This window comes from Bradyrhizobium sp. SZCCHNS1050 (assembly GCF_032484785.1).
In the GTDB taxonomy this organism is placed as follows: Bacteria; Pseudomonadota; Alphaproteobacteria; order Rhizobiales; family Xanthobacteraceae; genus Bradyrhizobium.
Genome location: NZ_JAUETR010000003.1, coordinates 1 through 24524, shown reverse-complemented (window position 1 = coordinate 24524; position 24524 = coordinate 1). Strand labels below are relative to the sequence as shown.

Annotated in this window: 22 protein-coding genes; 6 read left to right on the top strand and 16 right to left on the bottom strand. The window is 64.5% G+C overall.

Going from position 1 to position 24524, the window contains the following annotated elements; genetic code table 11:
* Window positions 1–97 precede the first annotated feature (97 nt).
* The 10 genes from QX094_RS32175 to QX094_RS32130 form a co-directional block, all read right to left on the bottom strand.
* Window positions 98–1129 carry an NAD(P)-dependent oxidoreductase gene (locus QX094_RS32175; protein WP_315717399.1) on the bottom strand — a complete coding sequence of 344 codons (1032 nt, stop codon included), beginning with the start codon at window positions 1127–1129 and terminating at the stop codon, window positions 98–100.
* Window positions 1126–2184: a Gfo/Idh/MocA family oxidoreductase gene (locus QX094_RS32170; protein WP_315717398.1), complete on the bottom strand. Its 1059-nt coding sequence runs from the start codon at window positions 2182–2184 to the stop codon at window positions 1126–1128. The genes QX094_RS32175 and QX094_RS32170 overlap by 4 nt, the downstream gene beginning before the upstream one ends.
* Window positions 2184–3524: a glycosyltransferase family 4 protein gene (locus tag QX094_RS32165; RefSeq protein WP_316175884.1), complete on the bottom strand. Its 1341-nt coding sequence runs from the start codon at window positions 3522–3524 to the stop codon at window positions 2184–2186. Before QX094_RS32165 ends, QX094_RS32170 begins: the two co-directional genes overlap by 1 nt.
* A 101-nt stretch (window positions 3525–3625) precedes the next feature.
* Window positions 3626–5125: a lipopolysaccharide biosynthesis protein gene (locus QX094_RS32160; protein ID WP_315752497.1), complete on the bottom strand. Its 1500-nt coding sequence runs from the start codon at window positions 5123–5125 to the stop codon at window positions 3626–3628.
* A 185-nt stretch (window positions 5126–5310) separates the two neighbouring features.
* Window positions 5311–6468 (bottom strand): glycosyltransferase, encoded by a 1158-nt coding sequence (locus QX094_RS32155; RefSeq protein ID WP_316188452.1) that lies wholly within the window; start codon window positions 6466–6468, stop codon window positions 5311–5313.
* A 61-nt stretch (window positions 6469–6529) separates the two neighbouring features.
* A complete protein-coding gene (locus QX094_RS32150; RefSeq protein ID WP_316188451.1) occupies window positions 6530–7849 on the bottom strand; it encodes a DUF4910 domain-containing protein in 1320 nt (439 codons plus the stop codon).
* Between the two features lie 24 nt (window positions 7850–7873).
* Window positions 7874–8842, bottom strand: a complete 969-nt coding sequence (locus QX094_RS32145; RefSeq protein WP_315752494.1) for a phytanoyl-CoA dioxygenase family protein — start codon at window positions 8840–8842, stop codon at window positions 7874–7876.
* Window positions 8843–8945: 103 nt separating this feature from the next.
* The gene (locus tag QX094_RS32140) at window positions 8946–9488 is read right to left on the bottom strand and encodes a dTDP-4-dehydrorhamnose 3,5-epimerase (RefSeq protein WP_315752493.1); all 543 of its coding nucleotides are present in this window, start codon (window positions 9486–9488) and stop codon (window positions 8946–8948) included.
* 41 nt (window positions 9489–9529) lie between these two features.
* Window positions 9530–10792, bottom strand: a complete 1263-nt coding sequence (locus QX094_RS32135) for a class I SAM-dependent methyltransferase (protein WP_315752492.1) — start codon at window positions 10790–10792, stop codon at window positions 9530–9532.
* A 57-nt stretch (window positions 10793–10849) separates the two neighbouring features.
* Entirely contained in the window at window positions 10850–11887 is a 1038-nt protein-coding gene (locus tag QX094_RS32130; protein ID WP_315752491.1) for an SDR family oxidoreductase, read from the bottom strand.
* A 378-nt stretch (window positions 11888–12265) separates the two neighbouring features.
* On the opposite strand from QX094_RS32130, the gene QX094_RS32125 reads away from it, so the two are divergent.
* On the top strand, window positions 12266–13366 hold the full coding sequence (locus tag QX094_RS32125) for a hypothetical protein (protein ID WP_316164858.1): 1101 nt from the start codon (window positions 12266–12268) through the stop codon (window positions 13364–13366).
* A 97-nt stretch (window positions 13367–13463) separates the two neighbouring features.
* Here the strand turns inward: QX094_RS32125 and QX094_RS32120 are convergent, their stop codons facing one another.
* On the bottom strand, window positions 13464–14117 hold the full coding sequence (locus tag QX094_RS32120; RefSeq protein ID WP_316164857.1) for a PIG-L deacetylase family protein: 654 nt from the start codon (window positions 14115–14117) through the stop codon (window positions 13464–13466).
* Entirely contained in the window at window positions 14114–14911 is a 798-nt protein-coding gene (locus QX094_RS32115) for a glucose-1-phosphate cytidylyltransferase (protein ID WP_315717387.1), read from the bottom strand. The genes QX094_RS32120 and QX094_RS32115 overlap by 4 nt, the downstream gene beginning before the upstream one ends.
* A gap of 504 nt (window positions 14912–15415) precedes the next feature.
* Between QX094_RS32115 and QX094_RS32110 the strand changes: the two genes are divergently transcribed.
* Window positions 15416–16888, top strand: a complete 1473-nt coding sequence (locus tag QX094_RS32110; protein WP_315752488.1) for an undecaprenyl-phosphate glucose phosphotransferase — start codon at window positions 15416–15418, stop codon at window positions 16886–16888.
* Between the two features lie 207 nt (window positions 16889–17095).
* On the opposite strand, the gene QX094_RS32105 is transcribed toward QX094_RS32110, so the two are convergent.
* From QX094_RS32105 to QX094_RS32095, 3 genes are all read right to left on the bottom strand, one after another.
* Window positions 17096–17479 (bottom strand): H-NS histone family protein, encoded by a 384-nt coding sequence (locus QX094_RS32105; RefSeq protein WP_315717385.1) that lies wholly within the window; start codon window positions 17477–17479, stop codon window positions 17096–17098.
* 996 nt (window positions 17480–18475) lie between these two features.
* Window positions 18476–18883, bottom strand: coding sequence for a hypothetical protein (locus QX094_RS32100; RefSeq protein WP_315717384.1), 408 nt, complete (start codon window positions 18881–18883; stop codon window positions 18476–18478).
* A 442-nt stretch (window positions 18884–19325) separates the two neighbouring features.
* Window positions 19326–19595 carry a hypothetical protein gene (locus tag QX094_RS32095; protein WP_409977967.1) on the bottom strand — a complete coding sequence of 90 codons (270 nt, stop codon included), beginning with the start codon at window positions 19593–19595 and terminating at the stop codon, window positions 19326–19328.
* 722 nt (window positions 19596–20317) lie between these two features.
* Here QX094_RS32095 and QX094_RS32090 point away from each other — a divergent pair.
* The 4 genes from QX094_RS32090 (at window position 20318) to QX094_RS32075 (ending at window position 23841) form a co-directional block, all read left to right on the top strand.
* Window positions 20318–21427 carry a polysaccharide biosynthesis/export family protein gene (locus tag QX094_RS32090; RefSeq protein WP_315717382.1) on the top strand — a complete coding sequence of 370 codons (1110 nt, stop codon included), beginning with the start codon at window positions 20318–20320 and terminating at the stop codon, window positions 21425–21427.
* A 221-nt stretch (window positions 21428–21648) separates the two neighbouring features.
* The gene (locus QX094_RS32085; RefSeq protein ID WP_315717381.1) at window positions 21649–21951 is read left to right on the top strand and encodes a hypothetical protein; all 303 of its coding nucleotides are present in this window, start codon (window positions 21649–21651) and stop codon (window positions 21949–21951) included.
* Window positions 21952–22069: 118 nt separating this feature from the next.
* The gene (locus tag QX094_RS32080) at window positions 22070–22951 is read left to right on the top strand and encodes a sterol desaturase family protein (RefSeq protein WP_315717380.1); all 882 of its coding nucleotides are present in this window, start codon (window positions 22070–22072) and stop codon (window positions 22949–22951) included.
* Window positions 22951–23841: an alpha/beta hydrolase family esterase gene (locus tag QX094_RS32075; RefSeq protein ID WP_316184460.1), complete on the top strand. Its 891-nt coding sequence runs from the start codon at window positions 22951–22953 to the stop codon at window positions 23839–23841. The genes QX094_RS32080 and QX094_RS32075 overlap by 1 nt, the downstream gene beginning before the upstream one ends.
* Window positions 23842–23903: 62 nt before the next feature.
* Here QX094_RS32075 and QX094_RS32070 read toward each other — a convergent pair whose 3' ends face one another.
* Complete coding sequence (locus QX094_RS32070; protein ID WP_316184461.1) at window positions 23904–24323, bottom strand: DOPA 4,5-dioxygenase family protein; 420 nt, start codon at window positions 24321–24323, stop codon at window positions 23904–23906.
* Window positions 24324–24524: the final 201 nt, after the last annotated feature.

Sequence of the window (24524 nt, the reverse complement as noted above, 5' to 3'; positions counted from 1 at the left end):
GAGACGCGCGACGTCAAAATGACCGACGACACGGAACGGCCTCGCGCGCGAGATCGCGTGCGACCAGACCTCGGGCATCGCAGGACCATCTCGGCCCTCAAATGGAAGCAGCCGTTCCGGACGACCAGGACGCCGGCGCTGGCGCCGCAGCCGGCAGCGGACCGTAGGTCCGCGCCAGGCATTGTTCGTAGTCGAGCGGCGGCGTCCAGCCAAGCGTCTCCCTCAGCTTGCGGTTGTCGAAGCGCAGCGGCTTGAGCATCGCGTCGAACTTCTTGGGCGTCAGGATCGCCGGCACTTTGGTCGCCCGCCTGAACACGGTCGCAAACGCCAGCCGTACGATGCTGCTGGCGAGCCAATGCGGGATGGGCAACCGGAGGCCGCGCTCGCCGGTGCCGCGCATGTAGTCCGACAGATAAGTCCAGACCCGCTCGCCGGGACCGTCGACGATGTTCAGCGTCTGGCCGATCGCCCGCGAATCCGTCGCCGCCAGCGCGAAGACGTCGGCGCAGTTCTCGACATGGGTCATGGGGATGCGGGTCAGCGGCCCGATGACGACGTGGTGGCGTCCGATCTGCTGGCCGAGCGCGGCGAGATAGCCGTGGCCGCGTCCCCAGATGAAGCCGGGACGCAGCACGGTGAGATCCCAGCCGTTCTTCTCGACGTAGCGGCGCGTCACCCGCTCCTGCCACCATTTGGCGACGGTGTAGCCGCCACGGGTGTAGACGTCGGGCGTCTGCTGCAGCGGCGCGCTTTCGTCGAGGACGTCGCGGGTCGCAGTGTAGTCGTAGACCGAGAAGCTGCTGCACAGCACGAGCCTGCGACAGGCGCTGCCTGCCATCGCCTCGAGCAGCCGCTCGGTGCCGCCTACCGTGCCGGCGAATTGCGCGTCCTCGCCGCCGGCGACCACGGCCGCCAGATGGATCAGCACATCCACATTCTCGAACGCGCGAGCAAGGTCGCGCGAGGTGCGCAGGTCGGCCCTGACGATGTCGACCGACGACGGCCAGCCAAGGGCGTCAACGCGCGTCGCCGGACGCACCATGGCGCGAACCTCGATGCCGCGGGCCAGCAGCGCATCGACGACATGCCGGCCGAGAAACCCGTTGGCGCCAGTGACCAGGGCTTTCATATCGCCAGCTTCCTCATGTCCGCCTGCTCCGTCGGCTTCATCGCTTCGACCATCCGATTGACGGCCAGGACGTCCTCGATCGTGATCGGCAAGGCCGTTCCCGAGCCGAGCGCCTGATAGGTGCGCGCCAGGCACTCCCACAGCCCCTCATAGGCGCCTGGGCCCTTGAACTTGCGCAGCAAGGTCGAAAGCGCCGCGCGGCGGATGTCGCGGCCCTCCTCCAGTCCGCTGAAGAACGGGCGCAGCGGCTTCGGCACGTTGCGCGGGCCATCGAAGGTCAACCGCGTTTCGAACAGATTGGCGGTCGCCTGCATCCGCTCGCCATAGACCCGCAGCCAGAACGCATCGGGCTGCGCGCTCGCGCTGAAGCCGAGCGTCGCCGTGCCGCGCTCGGCCTCGACCACACAGCGAAACTCGTCGAACGGCAGCGGCGAGGCCTTGCGCTTGCTCCAGACCGTCTCCGCCTTGCGGTGTGGGCCGACGAAGGCATGCGACAGCGAGGCGAGATGCGGCAGGAAGTCGGCGATCGCACCACCCGCCAATTTGAGCGCCGGATGCGGCGAATTCGGATCGGCAAAGCCGTCGGGGCCGAGGATGTCGAGGCAGATCAGCACGTCGACATGGGTCACGGCACCGAACTCGCCGGTCTCGATGCGACGGAGTATCTCCTGCGGCGCCCGGTTGAAGACGTAGTTGTAGTCCTCGACGACATGGCGGCCGGTCTGCTTGGCGCGCAAGGTCAGGGTCTGCAGCTCGTCGAAGGTCGAGGTCGCGGGCTTCTCGACGATCACATGCGCGCCGGCCTCGAGCGCGTCCATCGCGAGTCGAAAATGCGAGGTCGGTGGCGTCGTCACGTGCACCACATCGGGCCGCACCGTCTGCAGCATCGTGCGATGATCGGTGAACCAGGACGGGATCGCGTAACGCTCGGCCGCGGCCTCCGCCGTTGCCGGCGACAGGTCGCAGATGCCGGCCAGTTGAACGCCCGGCAAGGTGTTGAGGCAGGCGAGATGCTGGCGGGCGATCTGCCCTGCCCCGATGAGCACGGCCTTCATCACGAACGGGTCTCCAGGATCTCGCAATAGAAGTCTTCGAGCGCTTGTGCGGCCGCGCTCCAGGCATATTTCTCGACCGCGACCTGCCGCGCCGCGCCGCCGATCCGCACCGCAAGATCGGGCTCGGCGAGCAGCCCGTTGACCGCATCTGCAAAGGCGTCGGGCTCGTCTGCGATGAGGATGTCGCGTCCGGGCATCGCCTCGATGCCCTCGGCACCCAGGCTGGTCGAGACGATCGCCTTGCCCATCGCCATGGCCTCGACGATCTTCAGCCGCGTGCCGCCACCGAGCCGCAGCGGGACGATCACCGCCGCTGCCGCGGCGAGGTGCGGCCGCAGGTCCGGCACGAAGCCGGTCAGTTCGATCCGCGGCCCGGCCAGCGCCGTCAACGCCGGCGGCGGCCGGCCGCCGATGATCTTGCAGCGCGCATCCGGGTGCCGGGCGGCGATACGAGGCCAGATGTCGTGTACGAAATGCGTGACCGCATCGATGTTGGGCACCGTCGACAGCAGGCCGAAATAGACCAGCGTACGGCCGTCGGGCGCGGGGTCGGTGCTGCGCGGCTGATAGAACTCGACATCGGCGGCGTTGGGGATGACCGCAGTGCGGGCGTTCGGAATGTCGTCATGCAGACGCTTCTCGTCGTCCGCGCTGCAGAGATAGACGCCATCGGCTTTTCGATAGGCCGCGATCTCCTCGCGGCGCAGCTTGCGCCAGTTCGCACCGGCGTAGAGCCGACGGCCCAGGCTTGCGCCCGTGGCGGCGAACTGCCGCGCCAGATCGTAGGCGATCTCATGCGAGTCGATGATCAGCCGCGGCGGCATCGCGCCGGCCGGCGCCTGACGGAACAGGCAGTGGCCCAGATAGGGAAATTCGAGATTGACGACGTCGAACCGCGTGGTCCGCAGCACCCGATCCAGCACCCGCTGCAATTCCGGCAGGGCCACGCGCAGCCGGTCGAAGCTCCGCACCGAGACCAGCGAGCGCAGTTGCAGCAGCCGCTTCGCAAGACCGTCACGGCCGTAAGGGTTCGGCACGAGCACCACGTCGCGGCAATAGGCCTGCATGGCCCGCCGGCACTCCTCGATGTCGAAGGCGTCATCGACCATCATCACCGCCGTGAGGTCGTGGCGGCGCGCGAGCTGGGTCATCAGCCCGTGCATGCGCGCCTGTGCCCCGAACCGCGGCGGGCTCGCCGGCATGTGCGAGACGCTGAGGATGCTGAGCCGCCGGCGATCGGCGAAACCGGACGCGGACCATTCGGGGTCGCGCTGCGCCGACGGCGCAGGCTCCGCCTCCATCACATCCAAGCCTGGGTGGTTGTCGCTGGTCATGACCATTTAAAACATTTAAATCACGGGATATTTTATATGTAACATTTAACGATCGCGATAGTTAATCGCGGCACGAGGGCGGGGTTCCGGGCTCCTTTCGCTCCCTCTCAACGCTTGCCGATGAAGTCCCGGACGATCGTACCTGCGATCCTGAGCGGCTCGCGGACCCGGAACACGCCGACGACGATCGCGAGATAGAGACAGCCGCAGAAGCAGCCGGACAGGATCATGCGCACGAGCGCGGGGTAGGCTCCGAGAAACGTCGCTTGCAGCCACCAGCCGGTCGCTGCGGTCGCGACGGCGCCGATGGTCTGCGCTCCGACGGCCCGGACCACGAGCTCCGCACCGATCCCGATCGGACGTCCGGCATACATCACCGACGGCAAAGCGATCAGCGAGTATCCGGCCACGACGCCCCAGGCCACGCCGACCGGACCAAACGGCAGCCCGGCCAGCACCGCGACGACCTGCGCGACCAGAGAGATGATGCCCCAGGTCTGCCAGCGGTCCGCCCTCCCGAGCGACAGATGCAGCCAGCCCTGCGAGCCCTCGACGACGTGCGAAATGCCGCGCAGCGCGATGATGCTGAGCAGCGCTCCCGCAGCCTGCCACTTCTGCCCCAACAGCACGACGGTGAGGTCCTCCGCCGTGACGGAGAGGATCGCCGCCGCCGGCATCAGGAAGAAGGCCAGGATCGACAGTGCCGCCTCATACTTCTGCCGAAGCGCGGCCGGATTTGCCTGGAACTTGCTCAGCGCCGAGCTTCCCACCGCATGCGTCTGATTGAGCGCCGCATAGATCGAGTTGTCGTAGAGGTTCATCGCATTCTGGTAGTACCCGACCTGATCGGGCCGGTAGAGCAGACCGAGCGCGATCCGGTCCACCGCCCGCGACAACGTATAGGCCACCGTGAATCCGACGACGTGGAGGCCAAAACGCACCATCGATCGCACCTCGGCGTCGAACACCGGCGCGCTGGGCCGCCAACGGCAGGCCGACCACGCGGCGACCACGACGCAAATCGATGTCACGACGGGGCGAATGACCAGCGCCCAATAGCCGTAGCCCTCGAACGCCATGGCCACGGCGGCAACCGTCCCGGCCAGCGTGCCGAACAGCTGGATCCGGCCGATGCGGCCGAACTGCAGCGTGCGCCGGAGCAGCGCCATGTGCTGGTTGGTCAGCCCGGACAGCACGAAGGTGATCGCGACGCAGAGCGCGATCGGCTCCAGTCGCGGATCACCGTAGATCCAGGCAATCAGTGGGCTGGATGCCGCGACGACGATCGCCACCGCAACGCCGATGCCGGTGCTGACCCAGAACAGACCGCTGACCTGGGCCGGAGTGATCCTGCTGCGCTGGGCGGTGGCATCGAGCAGGCCGAAGTCGATCAGCAGCGGCGCGAAGCTCGTCAGCACGGTGACGATGGCGACGAGCCCGAAATCCTCCGGCGCAAGCAGCCGGGCCAGAACGATGGCCGCTCCGATCTGAAGCACGGAATTGCCGTATTGGATGACGATGGAAATCAGGCCGCCGCGCAGCGCGCGGCGTCCGAGATCGCTCGACTCCCGATGTTCCTCGAAATAGGCGGCGACGGCTTCCGACATCCGTTCAATCGCTTTCAATCATCGTAACCAACCTTCCGATTCCCAGTCACGGGCCAAACAGATCCGTCCAGGGCCATGAAAATCCGACCATCGAAAATGCAGCCGGTATAGAATCGTTCGCGGCCGAGATCGGAGGCCGCGGGGAGCGATGACGTCTCCTTGTGGCGGAGAAAAGGATTGAAACGTCACTGCGCCAACAATACCGGCTTGCGATTTAACTCCTGCTCGCGCGTGATCGCCGGACCGGCCGCCATCGCGGCCAGCCTCTTCAGCCGATCCTTGCGGGCAGCGAGGCCCGGCATCGGCTGCAGACCCGTGGCCTCCAAGATCGTCTCCCACCGATACACCCAGTCATGCCGCATCAACGTCTGGGCCATGCCGGTTCGCCGCATCCGGTCCTGGCGGACCGGATCGTCGTCCAGCTCCCTGATGACCCGGTCGATGTCGGGCGATGTATGCGGCACGTCGATCATCACCTCGGGCCAATCGAACAGCCGCGGAAACAGCTCGTTGTCGGGACGCTCGCCGAGCATGATGGCTCCCGCCGCCGCGCCCTCGAAATACCGATAGCCGAACTCGACCTGCCGCCCGGTCTCCTGCGGCTCGTCGAACTTGCCGGGATTGACCAGAAAATACCTGCTCCTCTTGGCGAGGTTTGCCATCTGCGTCCGGTGCTCCCGGAGATCGATGGCCTGGCTGCCGCCGATCGTGTCGTGGAGATAGAACAGGCCGCTGTCCCGCGCCATCGCGAGCAGTGATTGGTGCGTGACACGGGAGCGGCGCCCCATGCTGAAGACGTCGATGACCCTTGCGGGCGGATCGGGATAGGGACAAAACCGGATCGCATCGATGGCGAGCGGAAGATGCACGCATGCCTTGCCGATCTCCTCGCTGAGCGGCTTCACCGTACTGATCTGGAACGGCATCACGACGTCGAACTTGGCGAGGATCTTCAGGAAATGCCGGTGCTTGGCGATCTCCTTCACCCAGAGCTCGTCCAGCAGACACACCGAGGTCCTGCACGCGCCTCTCAGATCCTCGATCGCATTGAACATGATCAGGTCCTGCGGGAATCCGCAGATCGCGAACAGAACGTCGTATTGCTGTTGCGGCTCGATCCGCGCCAGCCCGGGATTCAACAGCACGGGCGCGTGGTAGCCCAGCCGGGTGGCGAAGCTCGCCCGTCGGCTCGACGGGTCGAGCACGGGTGCAAACATCTCGGCTGAATCGACCTCGCAGATGATGTCCTCGAACTCGACGTGAGGACCGCGATTGAGGGCTTTGCCGAAGATGTTTCGGAGTGAGAAGACGGCGATGCGGGGCTTGGCCGGCTGCGAACTCATGACGCCTCGCTCTGGTGTTGTTGGATCACTTGCACGGTGCTGTGCGGAGAAGGCGGCGACGTCACGACGATGAAACCGGCGTTTGGATGAGACCCGCGTCCAGCGCGATCCGTGCGGCGGCATCGATGCGCGCGAACGGAACGTCGGCCCGGACCGCCATGTCGAGCAGGCTATGCTTGCCATCCGCAAGGTTGAGGACCCACAGGAGGTCCATCTGCGTCGCACCGCCTGCCTCGCGCTGGCCGGCAATCGCGCGATACAGGCCGCGCCGTCCCAGTTGCGGCTCCCCTCGCCCATCGACGCGCTCATAGATGCAGTCGCGATCGAGCAGATCCAGCACCTCCTCGATGACCGCGTAGGATTGGTCGAGACAGTCCGGCTTGACGAAATTCAGATTGTCGGCCGAGGTGTGATATTCGGGGAACGTGCCGTGCACGCCGCGCATCAGGCACCCGACCGGCAGATCGAATCCCGGTGAGCAGAACTGCCGCTCGTCATATCCATAGGGGCTGAATGGCAGAATCTCATGCGGATGGCCGGCGTGCTTCAGGACATGGGCGACGGCGCGATCGATGCTCGCTCCGCTCCGGCTCTGCTTGTAGTGAAATCCACTGGGATCGCCGAGACAGGTGAGGACGAGGCCGTGTTCGACATGGCCGAGATTCCGCTCGTTGCGGTCGAGCCATGCGAGCGCGCCGATCGTTGCCGGCAGGAACAGAAATCGGTACCCGAGCCGGTGTGTCCGCTGCGCCTGCCGCATCGCCAGCGCCGTCATGACGGCAATCCCTGAGAGATTGTCGTTGGCGAGACTCGGGTGACAGATGTGACAGGTGATCAGGACTTCCTTGTCCGTCCGTCCAGGGACGACGAATTCGCCATAGGTCAACGATCCCTGCGAGAGCTCGCTGTCGATCTCGACGCGGTAGCTGTCCTCCGTCATTTCCCGCCACAGACGGTCCGGCAGGCAGAAGCCCCAATCGTCGGCATAGTAGCCGGTCCGGTATGGAATGAGATCAGGCTGATCCGGCAAGCTATGGACGTGCTTGGCAAGCTCGGCACGGCTGAGCACTGCCTGGACCGGCTTGCTGTAGCCCATCACGTGCAGATTGTTGTCGGCGAAGTCGACGAGAACGCGACCCGACAGGGTCGAGATCGTCGCGCGACGAATGTTCCACTCCGCCGGCACATGCCAGTCCAGGACGGGCGTCCCGGAGGGTACCTCGTGAATCGTAAGACCCACATGACGCGCGACAATGCCGAGCGTCTGCCGGACACCCGCCCCGGTGAGGCTGCGATTGATCGGAAACAGCTCAGCGACCAGATCGTGGAGATCGATCGCCGGCATTCTCGGACCAGCCGTGGATTTGAGGATGTCCAACATGGCGCGTCGACCCTACACCATCATTCAGGCCGACGCCTGGGCGGCATCGGCTGCGAGATCGCCGGTCGGCAGCGGCACGATCGTCGGCTGGTAGACCAGATACTCCGCGGGAGCTTCCACCTGATCGTATGGCGCGACGACCTCCTCAGGCAGCCGCGCAAGATCGGTCACCCGCAGGAAGTCGCGCAGGCTCGTGCCTGTCGACTCCGAATCGACGTTGATGGCGCCGCGCCGGCCGCTGACGTCGGCAAAATGCACGGTGCGGAAATCGATGCTGAACCGCGTCACGCCCGAGGTGTTCGGCACCGACGAATGCAGATGCGCTCCGGAGAAGATCGTGACGCCGCCGCTCGGCGCGATCACCCGTATCTGTGGATCCAGTGCAATCTCCTGCTCCGGCTTCGGCTGCACCCGTGTATCAGTCTTGATGTGCCGCGCCGCCGATGCGCGTGAGGTCCGGTTCCACTCGTAATAGTTATAGTTTCTGGAGCCGTTCTTGATCGCTTCGTCGAAATAGCGCGGGTGGAATGCAAGGCCGTTGTCCGGCGCAATGTCATACACCGGCAGCCACCAATTGAGCTGGCACGGCGGCGCCGAGTACCAGGTGTCGCGATGAGGGTGGAATGCGAATGCGATCCCGGTGGTGAGATAGTCGTCGCTCGTTGCCGACCGCAGCCGCGGCACGTCGAAATAGGTCAGCTCGGGGTCGCAGCCAAGCTCGCGGAGCGCTCCCTGCACCAGCTCCTTCGACCGGGCGTGATGAATGAAGAATGGCTTCAGCCTGACGAGAATCTCGACGTAGCGCTCGACAGGAAGCTCGAATTGCGCCGTCCGCGGATCGTAAGGATGAAACGCCTCCTCGATCAGCTCCCTGGCGAACGCCACCAGCGCATCGAGCGAAGGCGTCGGCGAGTACAGGAACAGCGCACCCTCGTACAGTTTCTGGCGCCGCTCGTCATCGGGCATGATGGCATCAACGAAAATGTTCGTCATTCCGTGATCCTCCTCGACAAATCGTCAGAACCTTCGAGGCGATCGGGCCGCTCCGGAGCCGCCAGATTCCTCCCCCAAGACACCGCGCCGCCGCCATGCTGCTTCACCACAGCCCCCGTTCGGCAAGCGAAGGCCAGGCAGCATCCTTGGCCGACAACACCGTCACCGGCTGCGGCCATCGGATGCCGATCATCGGATCGTCGTGCCGGAAACCGTCCGAGAGCTCCTCGACATAATCCTCGCCCATCAGATACTCGACCGTCACGTCGTCGGTCAGCGTCTGGAATCCGTGGGCAAAGCCCGCGGGGACGTAGAGCATCCGCGCCGTCGAGGGACCGAGCTCACAAGCATAGACCTCGCCGCGCGTCGCAGACTCCGGCCTGATGTCGACGATGACGTCGTGGATCAAGCCGGCGCTGCAGCGGACGATCTTGGCGTCAGGCTTCGGCGCACGCTGGAAATGCATTCCGCGGACGGTGCCGCGGCGTCGGGTCACCGAGCTGTTGCCCTGCACCGGGACAAACGCGATGCCCTGCTCCGCAAAGGTCTTCGCGCACCAGGTTCGCGTGAAGCTGCCGCGCTCGTCGGACCGAACGGTCAGCTCGATCAGCCGCGCATCCGAACGTCCCAGCTGGACAAACCTCATGGCTCAAAACTCTTCGCGCAATCGTGCGGCAATGCCTTGCTCTACTCCTCGATGGTGGCCTTGGGGACCGGCACGATGAAGCGGCCGCCCCAATCGCGAATGGCCGCCATCTGCGCCTTGATCTCGCTCTTGATGTTCCACGGCAGGATCAGGACGTAGTCGGGCCTGGCTTCGAAGATCGCTTCCGGCGGCAGGATCGGAATGCGCACGCCCGGCATGTAGCGGCCCTGCTTGGACGGGGCGCGATCGACCGTGAAGTCGAGAAAATCGGTGCGGATCCCGCAATAATTGAGCAGCGTCACGCCCTTCGCCGGGGCTCCGTAACCGACGATCTTCTTGTTGTCGCGCTTCAGCGCCGTCAGCAGCTCGAGCAGCGCCCGCTTCGTCTCTTTGACCTGCTCGTTCCAGGCCATGTAGATCGCGTCGTCATGCAGCCCATAGGCCCGCTCTCGTGCCAGAACATCGGCGACGTTCGGGCTCTCCGCATGAGCGGCGCCCGCGTGGCAGACGAAGAACCGGATCGAGCCGCCATGCGTTTCCGGGAGCTCGACGTCGAACACCCGCAAGCCCGCTTGGGCGAAGATGCGCAGGCCCGCGATCAGCGACAGATAGGAGAAATGCTCGTGATAGATGGTGTCGAACTGATGCCGCTGCATCAAGGTCAGCAGGTGCTGAACCTCGAAGGTCGCGACGCCCTCGGGGGCCAGCAGGATTTTGACGCCGCCGACGAAGTCGTTGATGTCGGGAACATGTGCGAGCACGTTGTTGGCCGTGAGGAGATCGGCCGACCAGCCCTCCTCCCGGAGGCGGGCCGCATAGTCGCGGCCGAAGAACTCGACCCGGGTCTCGATGCCCTTGGCGCGCGCGGCCAGCGCAACGCTTTCGCAGGGTTCGACGCCGAGGCAGTCGATCCCCTTCTGGAGGGAGTATTGCAGCAGATACCCGTCATTTGACGCGATCTCGACATGCCGCGAGGCCGGACCGAGCTTGAAGCGATCGGCCATGGCTTCGACGTAGCACCGCGCGTGCTCGAGCCACGAGGTGGAGTGCGAGGAGAAATAGGCATAGTCGGCGCGGAAGATCTCGGACGCGGCCAGGAGGTCGCGTGTCTGCGCCAGACGGCACTCGCGGCAGACGAAGGTCTCCAGCGGATAGAACGGCTCCGCGCGCATATAGTTGGCCGGATCGATGTAGTCGTTCGCAACCGGCGAGGCGCCGAGGTCGATCAGCTTGAGGGTCAGGTCGTCGCCGCAGTGCCGGCACTTGGGCGCGACGCCGACGGCGGTGGGAAGGGTCAGTTCCATGATGTCTCCGTCACTACTGTCTTTGCCGGCTGAGGCGAAGCGTCTGCCCCGGCGCGATCACGTCCATTGCAACCTGTCGTTGATCCTGGCCGTCTCCATGTGTTCCTGCAGGACCTTGAGACGGATCAGATCGGACGAGCGAAACTCGGCATCCTTGAACTGCATTCTCTTGAGACCATCGACCAGGTTCTGGATCGACTGGTCGAGGGTGACCTGCGGCTGATGATCAGGGGCGAGGGAGCGGTACAGGCCGAAATCGACCTTGTAGGAGCGGCTGTCCACCGGCGCGGAGGTGTTGATCGACACGCTGGTCCCCGGCACGCGCGCAGCCACCGCGTTGGCGAGATCCTTGACCTGGTAGTTGCGGTCGTCCGAGCCGGCATTGACGGTGAGGAAGCGGCCGCCCGTCGCCGCCGGCCTGTCGATGGCCCAGTCGATCGCCCGCGCCATGTCGGCGACGTCGATCAGAGGACGCCACGGGGTGCCGTCGGAGAGCACGCTGATCTGGCGACGGGTGAGCGCGCAGGCCACGAAATCGTTGAGGACGAGGTCGAGCCGCAGCCGATCCGACATGCCGCAGGCCGTCGCAAAGCGCAGACAGGTGATGGTCATGCCGGTGTCGATCGCGGCGAGTTCCTGCTCCGATCCGATCTTCGACTTGGCGTAGGCCGTGATGGGATTGAGCGGATCGCTCTCCTTGCGCGGCGGTCCGTCGGCGATGCCGTAGACGCTGCAGCTCGACGCGAACACGAAATTCTTCACGCCGGCCGCCGCAGCCCTCCTGGCGAGCGATACGGTGGCATTCTGGTTGACGTCGAGCGTCACATCCTGGAAGCGATTGCCCATCGGATCGTTGGAGATCGCCGCCAACTGGACCACGGCGTCATAACCGCGGAGGTCGAGCGACATGTCGCGGACGTCGCCATGGATCTGCTCGTCGAGACATCGCTCCGGAACAACCGGCGCTCCGGTCAGGCAGTGCGCGAAATAGGCGTTGTCGAAGCCGTGCAGCGTCGCATCCGGGCGCTGCGCCCGCAGATGCCGCGCGACGACCGGACCCACATAGCCCATGTTTCCGGTGATCAGTACCTTCAAAATCGCACCCTCTATGCCACAAGCCAAAACAAGAATTTAAATCATCCTGTAGTGGATTATAATTTAATATTCTAGCCAGCGTCCAGTGAATCCGTCGGCAAGCGACGCCGCCCGCCGATTTCTCCGGCACGACGCACAAAACTCCGGGAAAACCCGTGTATTTACCCCGACCCGCCTGATGTTGCGATCATCCGGCCGGCGCGGCATCAGGCCCCCTCTTGATTTAATTAATTCGCTCAATTAAATAATGCCGCAAAACGAACAAATGTTGATCGCAGACCTCGGCAGCTTTAATTCGATCCCTGCAAATGAGGCGTCCCGCGCGGGATGCCCCGCCCGCCTCGATGACGCATTGATTGAAGCATTGAAAGACAGAGCATGACACTATCCGCCGGCGACTGGGTCGAAGTGCGCAGCAAGGAAGAGATCCTGGCGACGCTCGATGCCAACGGACGCCTCGAAGGGTTGCCGTTCATGCCGCAGATGTTCAAATGGTGCGGCCAGCGCTTCCAGGTCTACAAGCGCGCCCACAAGACCTGCGACACGGTCACCGGATACAACACCGGAGAGTGGCTCGGACGGCGCCTCCCCGACGCGGTGCATCTCGAGCATCGCTGCGACGGCGAGGCCTATGGCGGCTGCCAGGCGGCCTGCCTGATCTTCTGGAAGGAGGCGTGGCTCACCCCGGTCGATCCGGCCAAACCAGCGTCGGCCGGCCCGGATCGCGCGGCTCCCCTTCCGCCGCCCGGCGGCTGCACGGTGCGCGCGGTGTGGGATGCGACCAAGTCGCCGGACCAGCAGCCGGGAAAGGGCCCGCGCTACGCCTGCCAGGCGACCGAGCTGCCGACCTACACCCAGCCGCTCAAATGGTGGGACGCCCGGCAATACGCCGAGGACATCGCGTCCGGCAATGTCTCGCTCGCGAAGATGTTCCGGGGCTTCCTCTACTTCGCCTATGTCGGCGCCACCATGGCGCGTCGTCCCCGGCTCGGCCGGCCCGCGCGTTGGATCTACGACCGCGTCCAGTCGCTGTGGGGCGGCGTACCGTTTCCGCGCAAGCGCGGCGATCTCCTAACGGACAAGGACGCGCCGATCGCCGATCTCGGGCTGCAGCCCGGTGATCTTGTCCGCGTGCGCCCGCACCAGGACATCCTGGCCACCATCGACAAACAGACCAACAACCGCGGCATGGGCTTCGACGCCGAGATGGTGCCCTATTGCGGCAAGGTGTTCCGGGTGCGAACGCGGGTCGAGAAGTTCATCGACGAACGCACCGGCTACATCCGGCGGATGAAGACGCCGGCCGTCATCCTCGACGGCGTCTATTGCCAGTCGCGCTACAGCGAGAACCGGTTGTTCTGCCCACGCGGCATCTATGCGTGGTGGCGCGAGGTCTGGCTGGAGAAGGTGCCGTCCACCGCAATCGAGCGCCCGCCGGCAGAGGAGATCGTCGAACTTCCCCGACGGGCGGCCGGCTGACCGCCGGGCGCAGCGACGCATCGCGGCCAAGCGCCGATCATCTCCTCGCCGATCGGATATCGATGCGCCCTTCGCGGCGAGCGCCTTCGGCCGCCGTTCACCCCAGTGACAGCTTGCGCGCGACGAATGCCTCGGCATAGCGCTCGGCGGCGCGGCATTCCATGCCCCGCAACCGCGCCAGTCCCATGAACGTTTCCGGGTCGAACCATTGCTTGGAGCGCTGGCTGCCGAAATGCGCCATCAGCAGCGCGACCTTCCGCTTCATGATCCGCTCGGAGACGGGCATGTAGACATTGGGCCGTCCGAGATCGCCATCCCATTTCGGAATCTCGTACTCCAGGACGAGATGATCGCGGAACGTGTTCCAGACCAGGCGGTTGACCTGCCGATGGTCCTGATGGGCGTCGTCGCGGCGGTGGGCGAGGATGACGTCGGGATTGATGCGGCCCTTGAGCTGCTCGAACCAGGCCTTGATCTCCTCGCCCTGCTCGGGGAAGAAGCCGTCGCGGAACTGCATGATCTCGAGATTGCGGCCGGCGGCCTCGGCGAGGAAATCCTCGGCAGACGCCCGCGCCTCGACGCCGCGCTCGCCATTGCCGCTGAGCACGCACCAATGAACATCCAGGCGGATGCCCTGGTCGAGCCAGGACAGCAGCGTGCCTCCGGCGCCGATCTCGATGTCGTCGGAATGCGCACCGAGGCACAGGACCGACAGCCGGTCGCCGCGACCGGCGAGCTGCAGCGCCCTCATCCGTTCACCACAGCCGGAAGGCTGGAGCCGAGATGCCAAGGCGTGTCGCCGCGCTCGATCATCTCCTCGAGCACCTGGCGGTCGCGGAGCGTGTCCATGGCCCGCCAGAACCCTTCGTAGCGGTAGGCCATCAGCTCGCCGCGGTCGATCAGCCGCTTGAACGGCTGCACGACCAGCTCATCCCCCTCCTCGATATAGTCGAAGATCTCCTTGCGGAAGATGAAGTAGCCGCCGTTGATCCAGATGTTGGAATCATTGCTCGCCGCCATGCGGCCCACGGTGCCGTCGGCGTCGAATTCGGCGAGGTGGAAGCTGATCGGCGGATGGATGGCGATGAAGCAGCCGATCTTCCCGCTGCGCTTGAAACGATCGATCATCTCCGGCAGCGGCGCGTCCGTCAGGCCGTCGCTGTAGTTGGCGAGAAAGATCTCCTCGCCCTCGACCATGTGCCGGACGGCCCGCAGTCGCTGGCCGATGTTGCGCCAGATGCCGGTGTCCACCAGCGAGACCCGCCAATCCGGTGGGCGATCGCCCAGCAGCTCGACCTTCCTGCCGAACTGCGAGATCGTACAGTCGGTGGTGGACGCCTGATTGTAGTTCAGGAAATACTCCTTCACCACATTGGCCTTGTAGCCCAGGCACAGAACGAAATCCCGGTGCCCGTACTGGCTGTAATACTGCATGACATGCCAGAGGATCGGCTGATGGCCGATCGGGATCATCGGCTTCGGAATGCTGTCGGAGTATTCCCGGATCCGCGTCCCGAGTCCTCCACAGAACAATACGACCTTCATGGCGCGACGTCCTTCGGGTTCTCGATCGTTGAAATGAGCATCATTATCTTCCAATCTCGCCGGCCGGCCTCGGAGACGGCTCGCCGTGCCCCCGTTTCGCCCTCCCGACTGCGCGAGGAAAACCTCCCCTGCATTCGGTCTGCTGCGGACGTCACCCGCGTCGCGGGCGCCCGGCTCCGGATTAATAATCCAATTATATTTATTTTTAAATGCCGTTCTTGGCGTCCGGCATTGAAATATCCGCCGCACGAACATTAATCCGCCACACCGGCATTTGCCGGGACCGCCTGGAGGGCGCGCGCTCGGCATCGTTTCCGCGCTTCAAGAACCGCCATTCCGGTGTCATCGACCTCGTCGCGGTATCGGGAGATGATCCGCGGTATCGGGAGATAATCCGGCGGCGCGAATAAATCCCAATGGCAATTTTTAACTGTTTAAATTAAATACCAAAACATATAATGACGGCTAACCGCTATTTAACCGAGTTTCGAACACCGACATCCCATGCATTACGTGGATCAGCCCGAGACTCTCGACCGAAACGGAATGCCGACCGTCCTCGTGGAACGGCAATTCCAAGGGCGCAAATGGCCCGTCCACTACGACTCGGTGGAGCCCTTCGCGATCGTGGCGGACATCGCAACGATCACCATGTCGAGCGTCCTGTCCGGGTTTCTGTATCACCTGCAGGATGCGGCGGGCGCCAACGACGTCAGTAAATCGCTCGGCCTGGCGATCCTCGTGTCGGCACTGTTCGTCTCGCTGATGAAGATCCGCGGGATGTACCGGCCGGCCGAGCTGCTGATCCTGCCGCGCCAGATCCGCGCGGCCTGCCTGACCTGGGTCACGGCGTTCCTCGTGTTGGCCGGCGCGCTGTTCGCGCTCAAGATCGGGAGCGAATTCTCACGCGGCAGCAGCATCGTATTCGCGATGCTCGGGCTCGTGGCGCTGATCCTGCATCGCCGGACCACCGCCTATCTGCTGGCAAAGGGGCTGGCGGAGAGACGGTTTTCGGGCCGCAACATCGTTCTGATCACCGATGAAGCCAGCAAGGACAACCCTGGACTGACCCAGGTGCTCACCGACACCGGCTTTCGCGTCCAGCGACACTTCCTGCTTCCCGAGCCCGACGCGGATCCGGATCAGCGACAGCGGATCGTCTCCAGCGTGATCGACTATGTGCGCGGCTCCGACATCGAAGAGATCGTCGTCGGCGCCAATCCCGAACCCTTGTCCGACCTGCGCACGCTCGGCGCCGAGCTGAGAGTCCTGCCGTTTCCAGTGAGTTTCGTGCCGCTCGGAACGGCGTCGGACCTCTTCAAGCGGCCGTGCCGCGAGCTCGGCAATGCGGTCTGCATCGAGCTGCAGCGCGGCCTGCTGAGCCCGCTCGAACACGCCACCAAGCGGCTCATGGATGTCATGCTGGCGGGCATCGCGCTGGCATTGATGTCGCCGCTGCTGCTGCTGGTGGCGATCGCCATCAAGCTCGACTCGGCCGGGCCAGTGCTGTTCCGGCAGCAGCGCTGTGGATTCAACGGCCGATCTTTTCAGATCTACAAGTTTCGCACGATGTCCGTTCTCGAGGACGGGCCTTCGATCGTCCAGGCCCAGATCGGCGACAGCCGGTTCACCCGGCTCGGGACCTGGCTGCGCCGGACCAGCATCGATGAGCTGCCGCAGCTGCTCAACGTCCTGGACGGCAGCATGTCCCTGGTCGGTCCCCGCCCCCACGCATTGGCGCACGACAACGAATTCGACAAGCTCGTGCGCAACTACGCGTTCCGTCGCCGCGTCAAGCCCGGACTGACCGGCTGGGCGCAGGTGCATGGCTGCCGCGGCCCGACGCCCACGCGTGCGTCGATCGAACAGCGCGTCGAATTCGATCTCTGGTACATCGACAATTGGAGCCTGTCGCTCGACATCGCGATCCTGCTGAGGACGCCGATCGAGCTGATCCGCGGCAACAATGCCTATTAGGCGCATTCGCAACGGATGATGATCGCGAGCCCATCGGCGGAGCCGTGCGGGCAGATCGGACCGATTTCAGGGTTTTGGCCGGCGGATCGCAACATGGGCGTCAGACCGCTCACATGTCGCTCCCCAATGCAGACAGTGCGAATCAGGTGCCGCATCGACGCGGCACGTCGCTCAAACTCTGAACGGGCCTGACTGAAGCTACCTCGATCAGGCGCGCTGACGGCGACTTTTCGAAGCGGCAGCCCCATTGATCGCAAACTCCTCGATCCGATGCCCGGTCTTGATCGCCGCCACCAGCCAACGCGGCTGCTTGCCTCGGCCGGACCAGGTCTCGGAGGTCTGCGGATTGCGATACTTCGGCAGCACGCGGGGATATTTGCGCCGCGCCTTGCCGCTCGTGGTGTAGGACTGCCCACTCTCGCTGCCGGCACCTTCGATGGCACCGCGGCTGCGGTTGAGAACCGCCAGTCGACGTTCGAGCTCGCGCTTCTCCGACGTGATCCTCACGGCGAGGATCTGACTGATCTGCTCGTGGAGAGACCAGAGGTCATCGAAGGACATCGCCTCGAAATCGATCTTCTTGGTGGACATACAGCGACCTTTGTCTGTGATCTCTATCCTGCCGGATTAACGTCATATAATTCGGTATTTCGTTCCGCAAGTGGCTCGTGGTCGGAAAAACTGAATATTTGAGTTATACCACCCCGGCCAAGCCAAATGGTTGTAACTCAAATAAAGTACAACCTGCAACCCCGTTTCCGAAACGATGTCGCGCCGCCTTCGAGATTGCGGCAGCATTCGTCTGCACACCGGAAGAAGTCGCCGAATCAACACGATTCTGCGACGAATTCGCAGCATATTACGGCAAGACCGCGTCAAAGTGACGTAGTTTCGATGATCGAACTTGCGCGTATTTGATAGCTGATATTCTCCCCACGCCATGGTTTTCAAAGCTGCCGCGGCGGACTTACAACCTATTCGAGCGAGCACCCTGATAACCCGGACCGAGATATTTTTGCATGCGCACAAAATGTCGCGAGCGAGTTTAATTGAGCACGCCATCGTGAATATGCCGCAAAGCCGCCGACATTGTTCCGGCGAATCAAACGCCTTCCCCAAATATTGAACCCTTCAGGAGCGTTCGCGCGAATCAGACTCGCTCACGTCGCGCCGACAGCATCCGGGGGGCGCGCGGCGTCAGACGGGCACACCATCGGCAGCGGAACTAACTGCCGCTGCGATCGGCCGTGAGGTTGAGGACGGCTGCGGACACCCGGCGGCCGATCCCGGCACCCGTTGTCCAAAGTCATCGCTCGTGGGGGCTACGTCAGAGGCCCGTGCGCCAGGTGAAGCGGCAGCATCGCATGGTTCGCCGCGATATGGTTTCCGGCCCGTCTCGGAGCGCCGTCTTGCGGGACACGACGGCTGAAGAACGTCCAGATGACATCCGGCCGTCGAGCGCCACCGACAGCCGCACTGGGCGACCTGATGCGTCATCAGGGGTCAATGCCGAGCGGCTGTCGCCTCGCGCCGGCAACCGGCGCGGCCATGACGGCCGGCCGGCGCGGCGATCAAATTCCGATGCGATTATTTCTGCTGCCTGGTTCGACCCGGCACCGCCGGCCGGGGCGGAATCAAGTGCGCCGTCCCGCGGCCGTGCCGCGTGGCCATCGGGCGACGCCTGGAAGCCGTGGACTTCTTCGCGCGTTTGCCGAGGCTGCTGCTGATGGATTGGATCTCATCGAGCAAGGCATCACAAAGCTCGATCTGCGACCGCAGCGCGGATTGCTGCGAACGGCCCGACGTTGGCCGGCCGAAACGTAATTTGGCAAGGCGTATTTTATTCAGCGATTTCAGGACGGCCTTCAAAGCGCTACCGCCGCCACCCATCTCAATATCCTCAATCAACGCGGCACCAAGCTCGTCACACAAGGACGGACCCCACTCGTTGGCGAGTTTCGAGGGCTTCTTCGCCGAATGCCGCCGAACCGTCATCGCAACGATGCACGAATTCGATTTTCGGCATTAAATTAACCACTCGCGACAAGTTAATTTACCATTTGACATCAAGACATTAAATACTTCTAGCGCTCGCTGCGGTTTGCAGTAAAATGCTACCGCATTGCCAGAAAGGTATTTTTAAGTACCTTTCGTCCGGTACAATTGAAGCTTTAGTTTGTTCAGTCTACCCTTTTATGTCTCCGACCGTGCAGAATCGTCTCTACACAATTAATTTAATTCTAGATTACGTAAGAATACGGTGCGGAGCTGCCCATTTAATCGTCTGCGCGATGATCGACGCTCCCCGAACGCGGCGGGACCGGCCGAGCACCGCCCTTATCGGCCATCGCGGCCGCCATCTTGCGCCGAGCTTGACCATGACTCGGCCGAGCGGAGCGTCCAGCGCCGTTCGGAGACGTCGAGGAAGGGGCCCAGGTTACCACAACATGGGCCGCGCCGGCGCCCCGCACACCAGCGCGCGGCGGTACAGCACGCCCCGGGGCGTCTCGACGGCGACGCGCCGAATGCATCCGGGATGAATCGCGAGATTGTAATGAAACGGAGTGGCCTCGAATGCCCCGTGCAGCCGGCAGAGTCGGCTGAGATCCGGCCCGCACTCCGTCAGCGGATAGAGGCCGCGCGCCGACGCGGGATCGGATAGGCCCGTGAGGGCGATCGCGAAAGCGCCTGCGGCGATCCTGATCACGTTCGACAATTGCGTGCTCCGTTGCAAACAGCCTCAAAGGCTGGCGCAGCAGCATAGACTTGATCGGCGGCCTAGGACAACCGGCCGCCCGCATGCGGTCCCGCCGCCCGCACGGCCTTCGAATCTCGCCGATTACAGAGGCGCCTGGGCGGCGCGGGTTCGCCTCCCTCGGCTGTCCGGCTGCCTCGGCTCACCGACGCGCTGCGCGGACTGCGAGGTCGTCGCGCCTGCTCGAGCGAAGCGACTCAGGCTAACCGTTGCGCAACGGCTTTGTGCTTAAAATTGCTCGGGTTCTGTTAGGTCGAATGGATCATCCCTCCACCGCGGGACCCTCCGGCGGCGTTGACAGCCTTGAGTGGTAATATGGTAATGTCAGACTGTGGCCTAATTGGCACGGCCGGGCAAAAGCGGACCAACCGGAATGGCGGTGCGCTTTCGTCCGGTATGGCCGCCGGGTAGGTTGAAACAAGTGGGACGTTCTCCCTTCTTGGTGAGGGAGCAGCGTGGGGAACGTATTTTTGCTGTATTTGGGGAAGCGTTTGAAAGCCTTGCTCAAGCCGCCCGGGTCGACCGGTGGCGGGGCTGCTGTGCGCAAGAGCGCAGCGGGCCCGAAGGGCTTTCGTGGCCTTCGCCGTGGCTCGCGCGCGCTCTTAACTCTGGCGATCCTGGCGCTTCTGCCAGCCTGCTCCCTGCTTCCCGGGACGGGGCCGACCAGCGACGCAGTGAGCGACAATGCCACGGCCAGCGTGCGGTCGAATACGGCGCTCCCCTATGCGCTGGTCGACGTCAGCCCCGAGACGATCGGCTTCCTGTCGCAGCCCAACATGGTCACGTTCCAGGGCGTGTTTCCCGACAAGCGGCCGAAGCCGGTGCAGCTCGCCGGCATCGGTGACGTGCTGAACGTGTCCATTTTCGAAGCCGCCCCAGGCGGGCTGTTCACGCCGGCCACCGCCGCCGGCGCCCGACCTGGCAACTTCGTGGATCTGCCGGCGCAGGCGGTGGACCAGCAAGGCAATATCCGCGTTCCCTATGCGGGCGAGATCGCCGCCGCCGGCCGGACGCTGCCGCAGATCGAGCAGGAGATCGTCCTCCGGCTGCAGAAGCGCGCCCTCGAGCCGCAGGTCGTGGTCAGCCTGAACCAGCAGCATTCCAGCGTGGTCAGCGTGCTCGGCGACGTCAACACGCCGGGCGTGCTGGCCCTCAACAGCGTGGGTGAACGCCTGCTGGCGGTGATCGCGCGTGCGGGCGGCCCGAGGCACGAGGCGATCGAAAGCTACGTGACGCTGCAGCGGGACGGCAAGCGCGTGCGCGTGCTGCTCAGCCGCGTGGTGCAGGATCCGCGCGAGAACATCTTCATCCGCCCGAACGACGTCATCTACATCACGCGGGAATCCCCGACGTTTACGGCCCTCGGCGCCCTCAACCAGAACGTCTTCGGCTTCAATTCCGAGATTGCGTTCGATACGGAGACGCTGACGCTGGCCCAGGCGATCGGCAAGGCGGGCGGCCTGAACGACCAGCAATCGGATCCCGCCGAGGTCTTCCTCTATCGCTACGAGGAGCGCCCGCTGCTGCAGAAGCTCGGCATCGATACCAGCCGCTTCATCTACGACCGCATTCCGACCATCTACCACGTCAACCTGCGCGATCCCTCCGGCATGCTGCTGGCTTCGGGCTTCCAGATGCGCAGCAAGGACGTGATGTACGTCGCCAATGCCAAGGTCGTCGACTACTACAAGCTTCTGACCCTGATCAACAACACGGCAACGACGACGTCCAACACGGCCACCGCGGTGATCAACGTCAACACGGCGACGAAGACCCGGTGGTGAAGCGCAACGGCGGGCCGGTAGCGGCCTGAACGGGAGCGGCGGGCCGGAGTCCGCCCCGCTCAAGGTTGCGGCATCGGACGGCCGTCGTGTGACAAGCCGTGACAATCCAGCCAATCGCCGCGACCAAACGACACCGGCGGTGCATCCGGCCGCGACATCGAACGCGCAGTATCCCTCTGCAGGCGACACGATCGCCCGCGCGAACGAATTGGGAGACTGACGTGAAGACATCCATCGCGACATTTCTGCTCGTGGCAGTCCTTTCGGCGGCAGCGGCGGTCGACGCGAATGCCTGGACCCGCAGCGGCTCGGTCACCGGACCGCGCGGCACCACCTCATTTGGCGGCTCCGGCAGTTGCTCCGGGGGTGCCTGCGCCTGGCAGGGTGGCGGCACGGGTCCCGCCGGCCGCAGCTGGTCGCGCTCTGGCTCCGCGAGCTGCAGCGACGGCAGCTGCACCCGGCAGGGCCAGGGCACGGGACCGCGCGGCAATTCCTACAGCTACAGCCGCACCGTCACGCGCTGAGCGGACGCCGCGGCGCCGCTGGCCGTGGTCCTCCCGAAGCAATTGACATCGCCGGTCCGCTTGCTGTTCCGGAGCGGACCGGCACGCCGTCTCCATCCGATGACGCCGGACACGCGCCATGCCCATCCTCCCGTCCCTGCCCCCATCGACCCGCATGATCGTGCTGCTGACGGCGGTCGGCTTCATGACGCTGGAATATGGGCTCGGCCGGCTCGCCGGTCGCGAGACTCACGACCTGCGCGAGACCGCAGCCTCGTTCGCCATCGCGGTCGGACAGCACCTCATCCGCGCAATGGTCGCGCTCGTCGCAGCCGTTCCCTTCATCATCGCCTATCGCCACAGGATGTTCGATTTCGATCCGAGCCGGCCGCTGGCCCTGCTCGCATTGTTTCTCGCCAGTGAGTTCGTCTATTATTGGCACCATCGCGCCTCGCATCGGGTTCGCTGGCTGTGGGCCACGCATGCCGTGCATCACTCTTCGACGCATCTGAACCTGACGGCGGCCATTCGTCTCGGCTGGACAAGCGAGATCTCCGGACATTTTCTGTTCTATCTGCCGCTGGCGCTGCTCGGCTTCCATCCGCTCGCGATCATCGCCATGCTCGGCGTCAATCTGCTCTACCAATTCTTCATCCATACCGAGCTCGCACCGCGTCTCGGTCCGCTCGAATATGTGCTGAACACGCCGCGACATCACCGCGTTCACCACGCGGCCAACGCGTCCTGTCTCGATCGCAATTATGGCGGCATGCTCATCATTTTCGACCGGCTGTTCGGTAGTTTCGCCGAGGCCCCGGCCGGCGAGACCTTGCGCTACGGCCTCGTCGGCGTTGCGCCGAGCGTCAATCCGTTGCGGATCGCATTTGGCGAATGGCTTGCGATCGCCCGCGATCTCGCGGCAGCCCGGAGCTGGGCCATGCGGCTGCGCGTGCTCACCGCCGCGCCCGGAGAGAAGCTCCACCAAGGGGAGTCCCCCGCCAGCCGAGAAGGATGCTCATGATGTCACATCGCCGATCGTTCATGGCCGCCATGGCGGCCGCTCTGCTCGTGTCGACCACGGCGCTCGCCGCCGAGCGCGGCATCATCCTCGATACAAGCGACGGCCCGCGTCATGCGCTGGTGATGACCACGGGCAGGACGCCACAGCCGACCGTGATCGTGCTCCATGGCGCGCTCGGCAGCGGCGCCGGCACCGCCCGCACGACAGGCTTTGCCGAAGCCGCGAGAGCCCATGGCTTCGCCGCGGTCTTTCCCGACGGCGTCGACCGGCAATGGAATGACGGCCGCGACGGCCGCTCCGGCGGTCCCGATGATATCGGCTTCATCCGCAACTTGGTCCGGCAGCTCGTCGCCGACGGCACGGCCGATTCCCGGCGCATCTATCTCGCCGGCATCTCGAATGGCGGCATGATGAGCTTCACCCTGGCCTGCAAGGCGCCGGAGCTGTTTGCCGGCATCGGCACGGTGATCGCCAACATGCCTGAAGGCATCGAGCCCTGCACCGCGCGGCCGGTGCCGGTGGTGATGATCAACGGCACGGCTGATCCCATGGTGCCCTATCGCGGCGGCGAGGTCGGGCTGCGCGGCGGGCGCGGGCGGGTGTGGAGCGCTGAAAAGACGGCGGAGTTCTTTGCGCGGCGCGACGGTTGCAGCGCACGGCAGGCCGTGGCGCTGCCGCATCGGGATCTCGCCGGCGACACCTCCGTCACGCAACTCAGCTGGCGCGATTGTCAGGTGATCGGCGGCGTGTCGCTGTATCGCGTCGAAGGTGGCGGACATGCCCTGCCCGGCCGCCGCCCGCTGGCGCCGCGCCTGCTCGGCCCGAGCAATTTCGACATCGATGCCGCCGAGGTCATTCTCCGCGCGTTCGATCTCGCGCGCACGCTGTAGTCCGGCAAGTCTGAAGGCTCCGAGCGTGCCGAGACGGAGCGGTCACCAGTGGGCACGCGAGCTCAGGCGGCGATCGTCGGCGTGCTGTTCGGTTCGCGCGGCAGCTCTGCCTCGCCGTGCGAAGGAAGATTCTCACCGCGGATGCCGAGCGGCGGTCCGATCCACAACGCGTGCGCGGTGTGATCGGCCAACGGCTCCGTCGTATTCGGATGCACGAGCACGCTGGGGCGGCCATGATTGAGCATCAGCCATGGCACCAGCGCTGGAAACACGTCGACCGCGAAGGCAACTTGATACATCGGCCGCTCGTGAGGCCCGACCAGCGCGTCATGCCAACGCCCGAGCGTCACGAGGAAGCGGTCGGCCATCCACTGCCGCAGCTGTGCCGCTTCGGCTCGAGTGGCATCATCGAAATAGATGTGGGCATGAAAGCTCGCAATTGCGCTCAGGCGATGCGGCTGCGCTGCCGAGGTCGTTTCCATCCGCGCCTCTCGATCGATTCAACCGCGTTCGATCAATTCAATCACGTTGGCCGCACAGGCGAACCGATGCGGCGTGGTCATCCTAGCATCGCAGCCTGCCCTCGGTCGCGCCGCGAGTCATCGCCGGTGACCTTGCCCCTGGGGCTTAATCCAGTTTGAAGTTCGTTCTGGCCCAACGAGGACCAGAGCATGAAGCGCAGC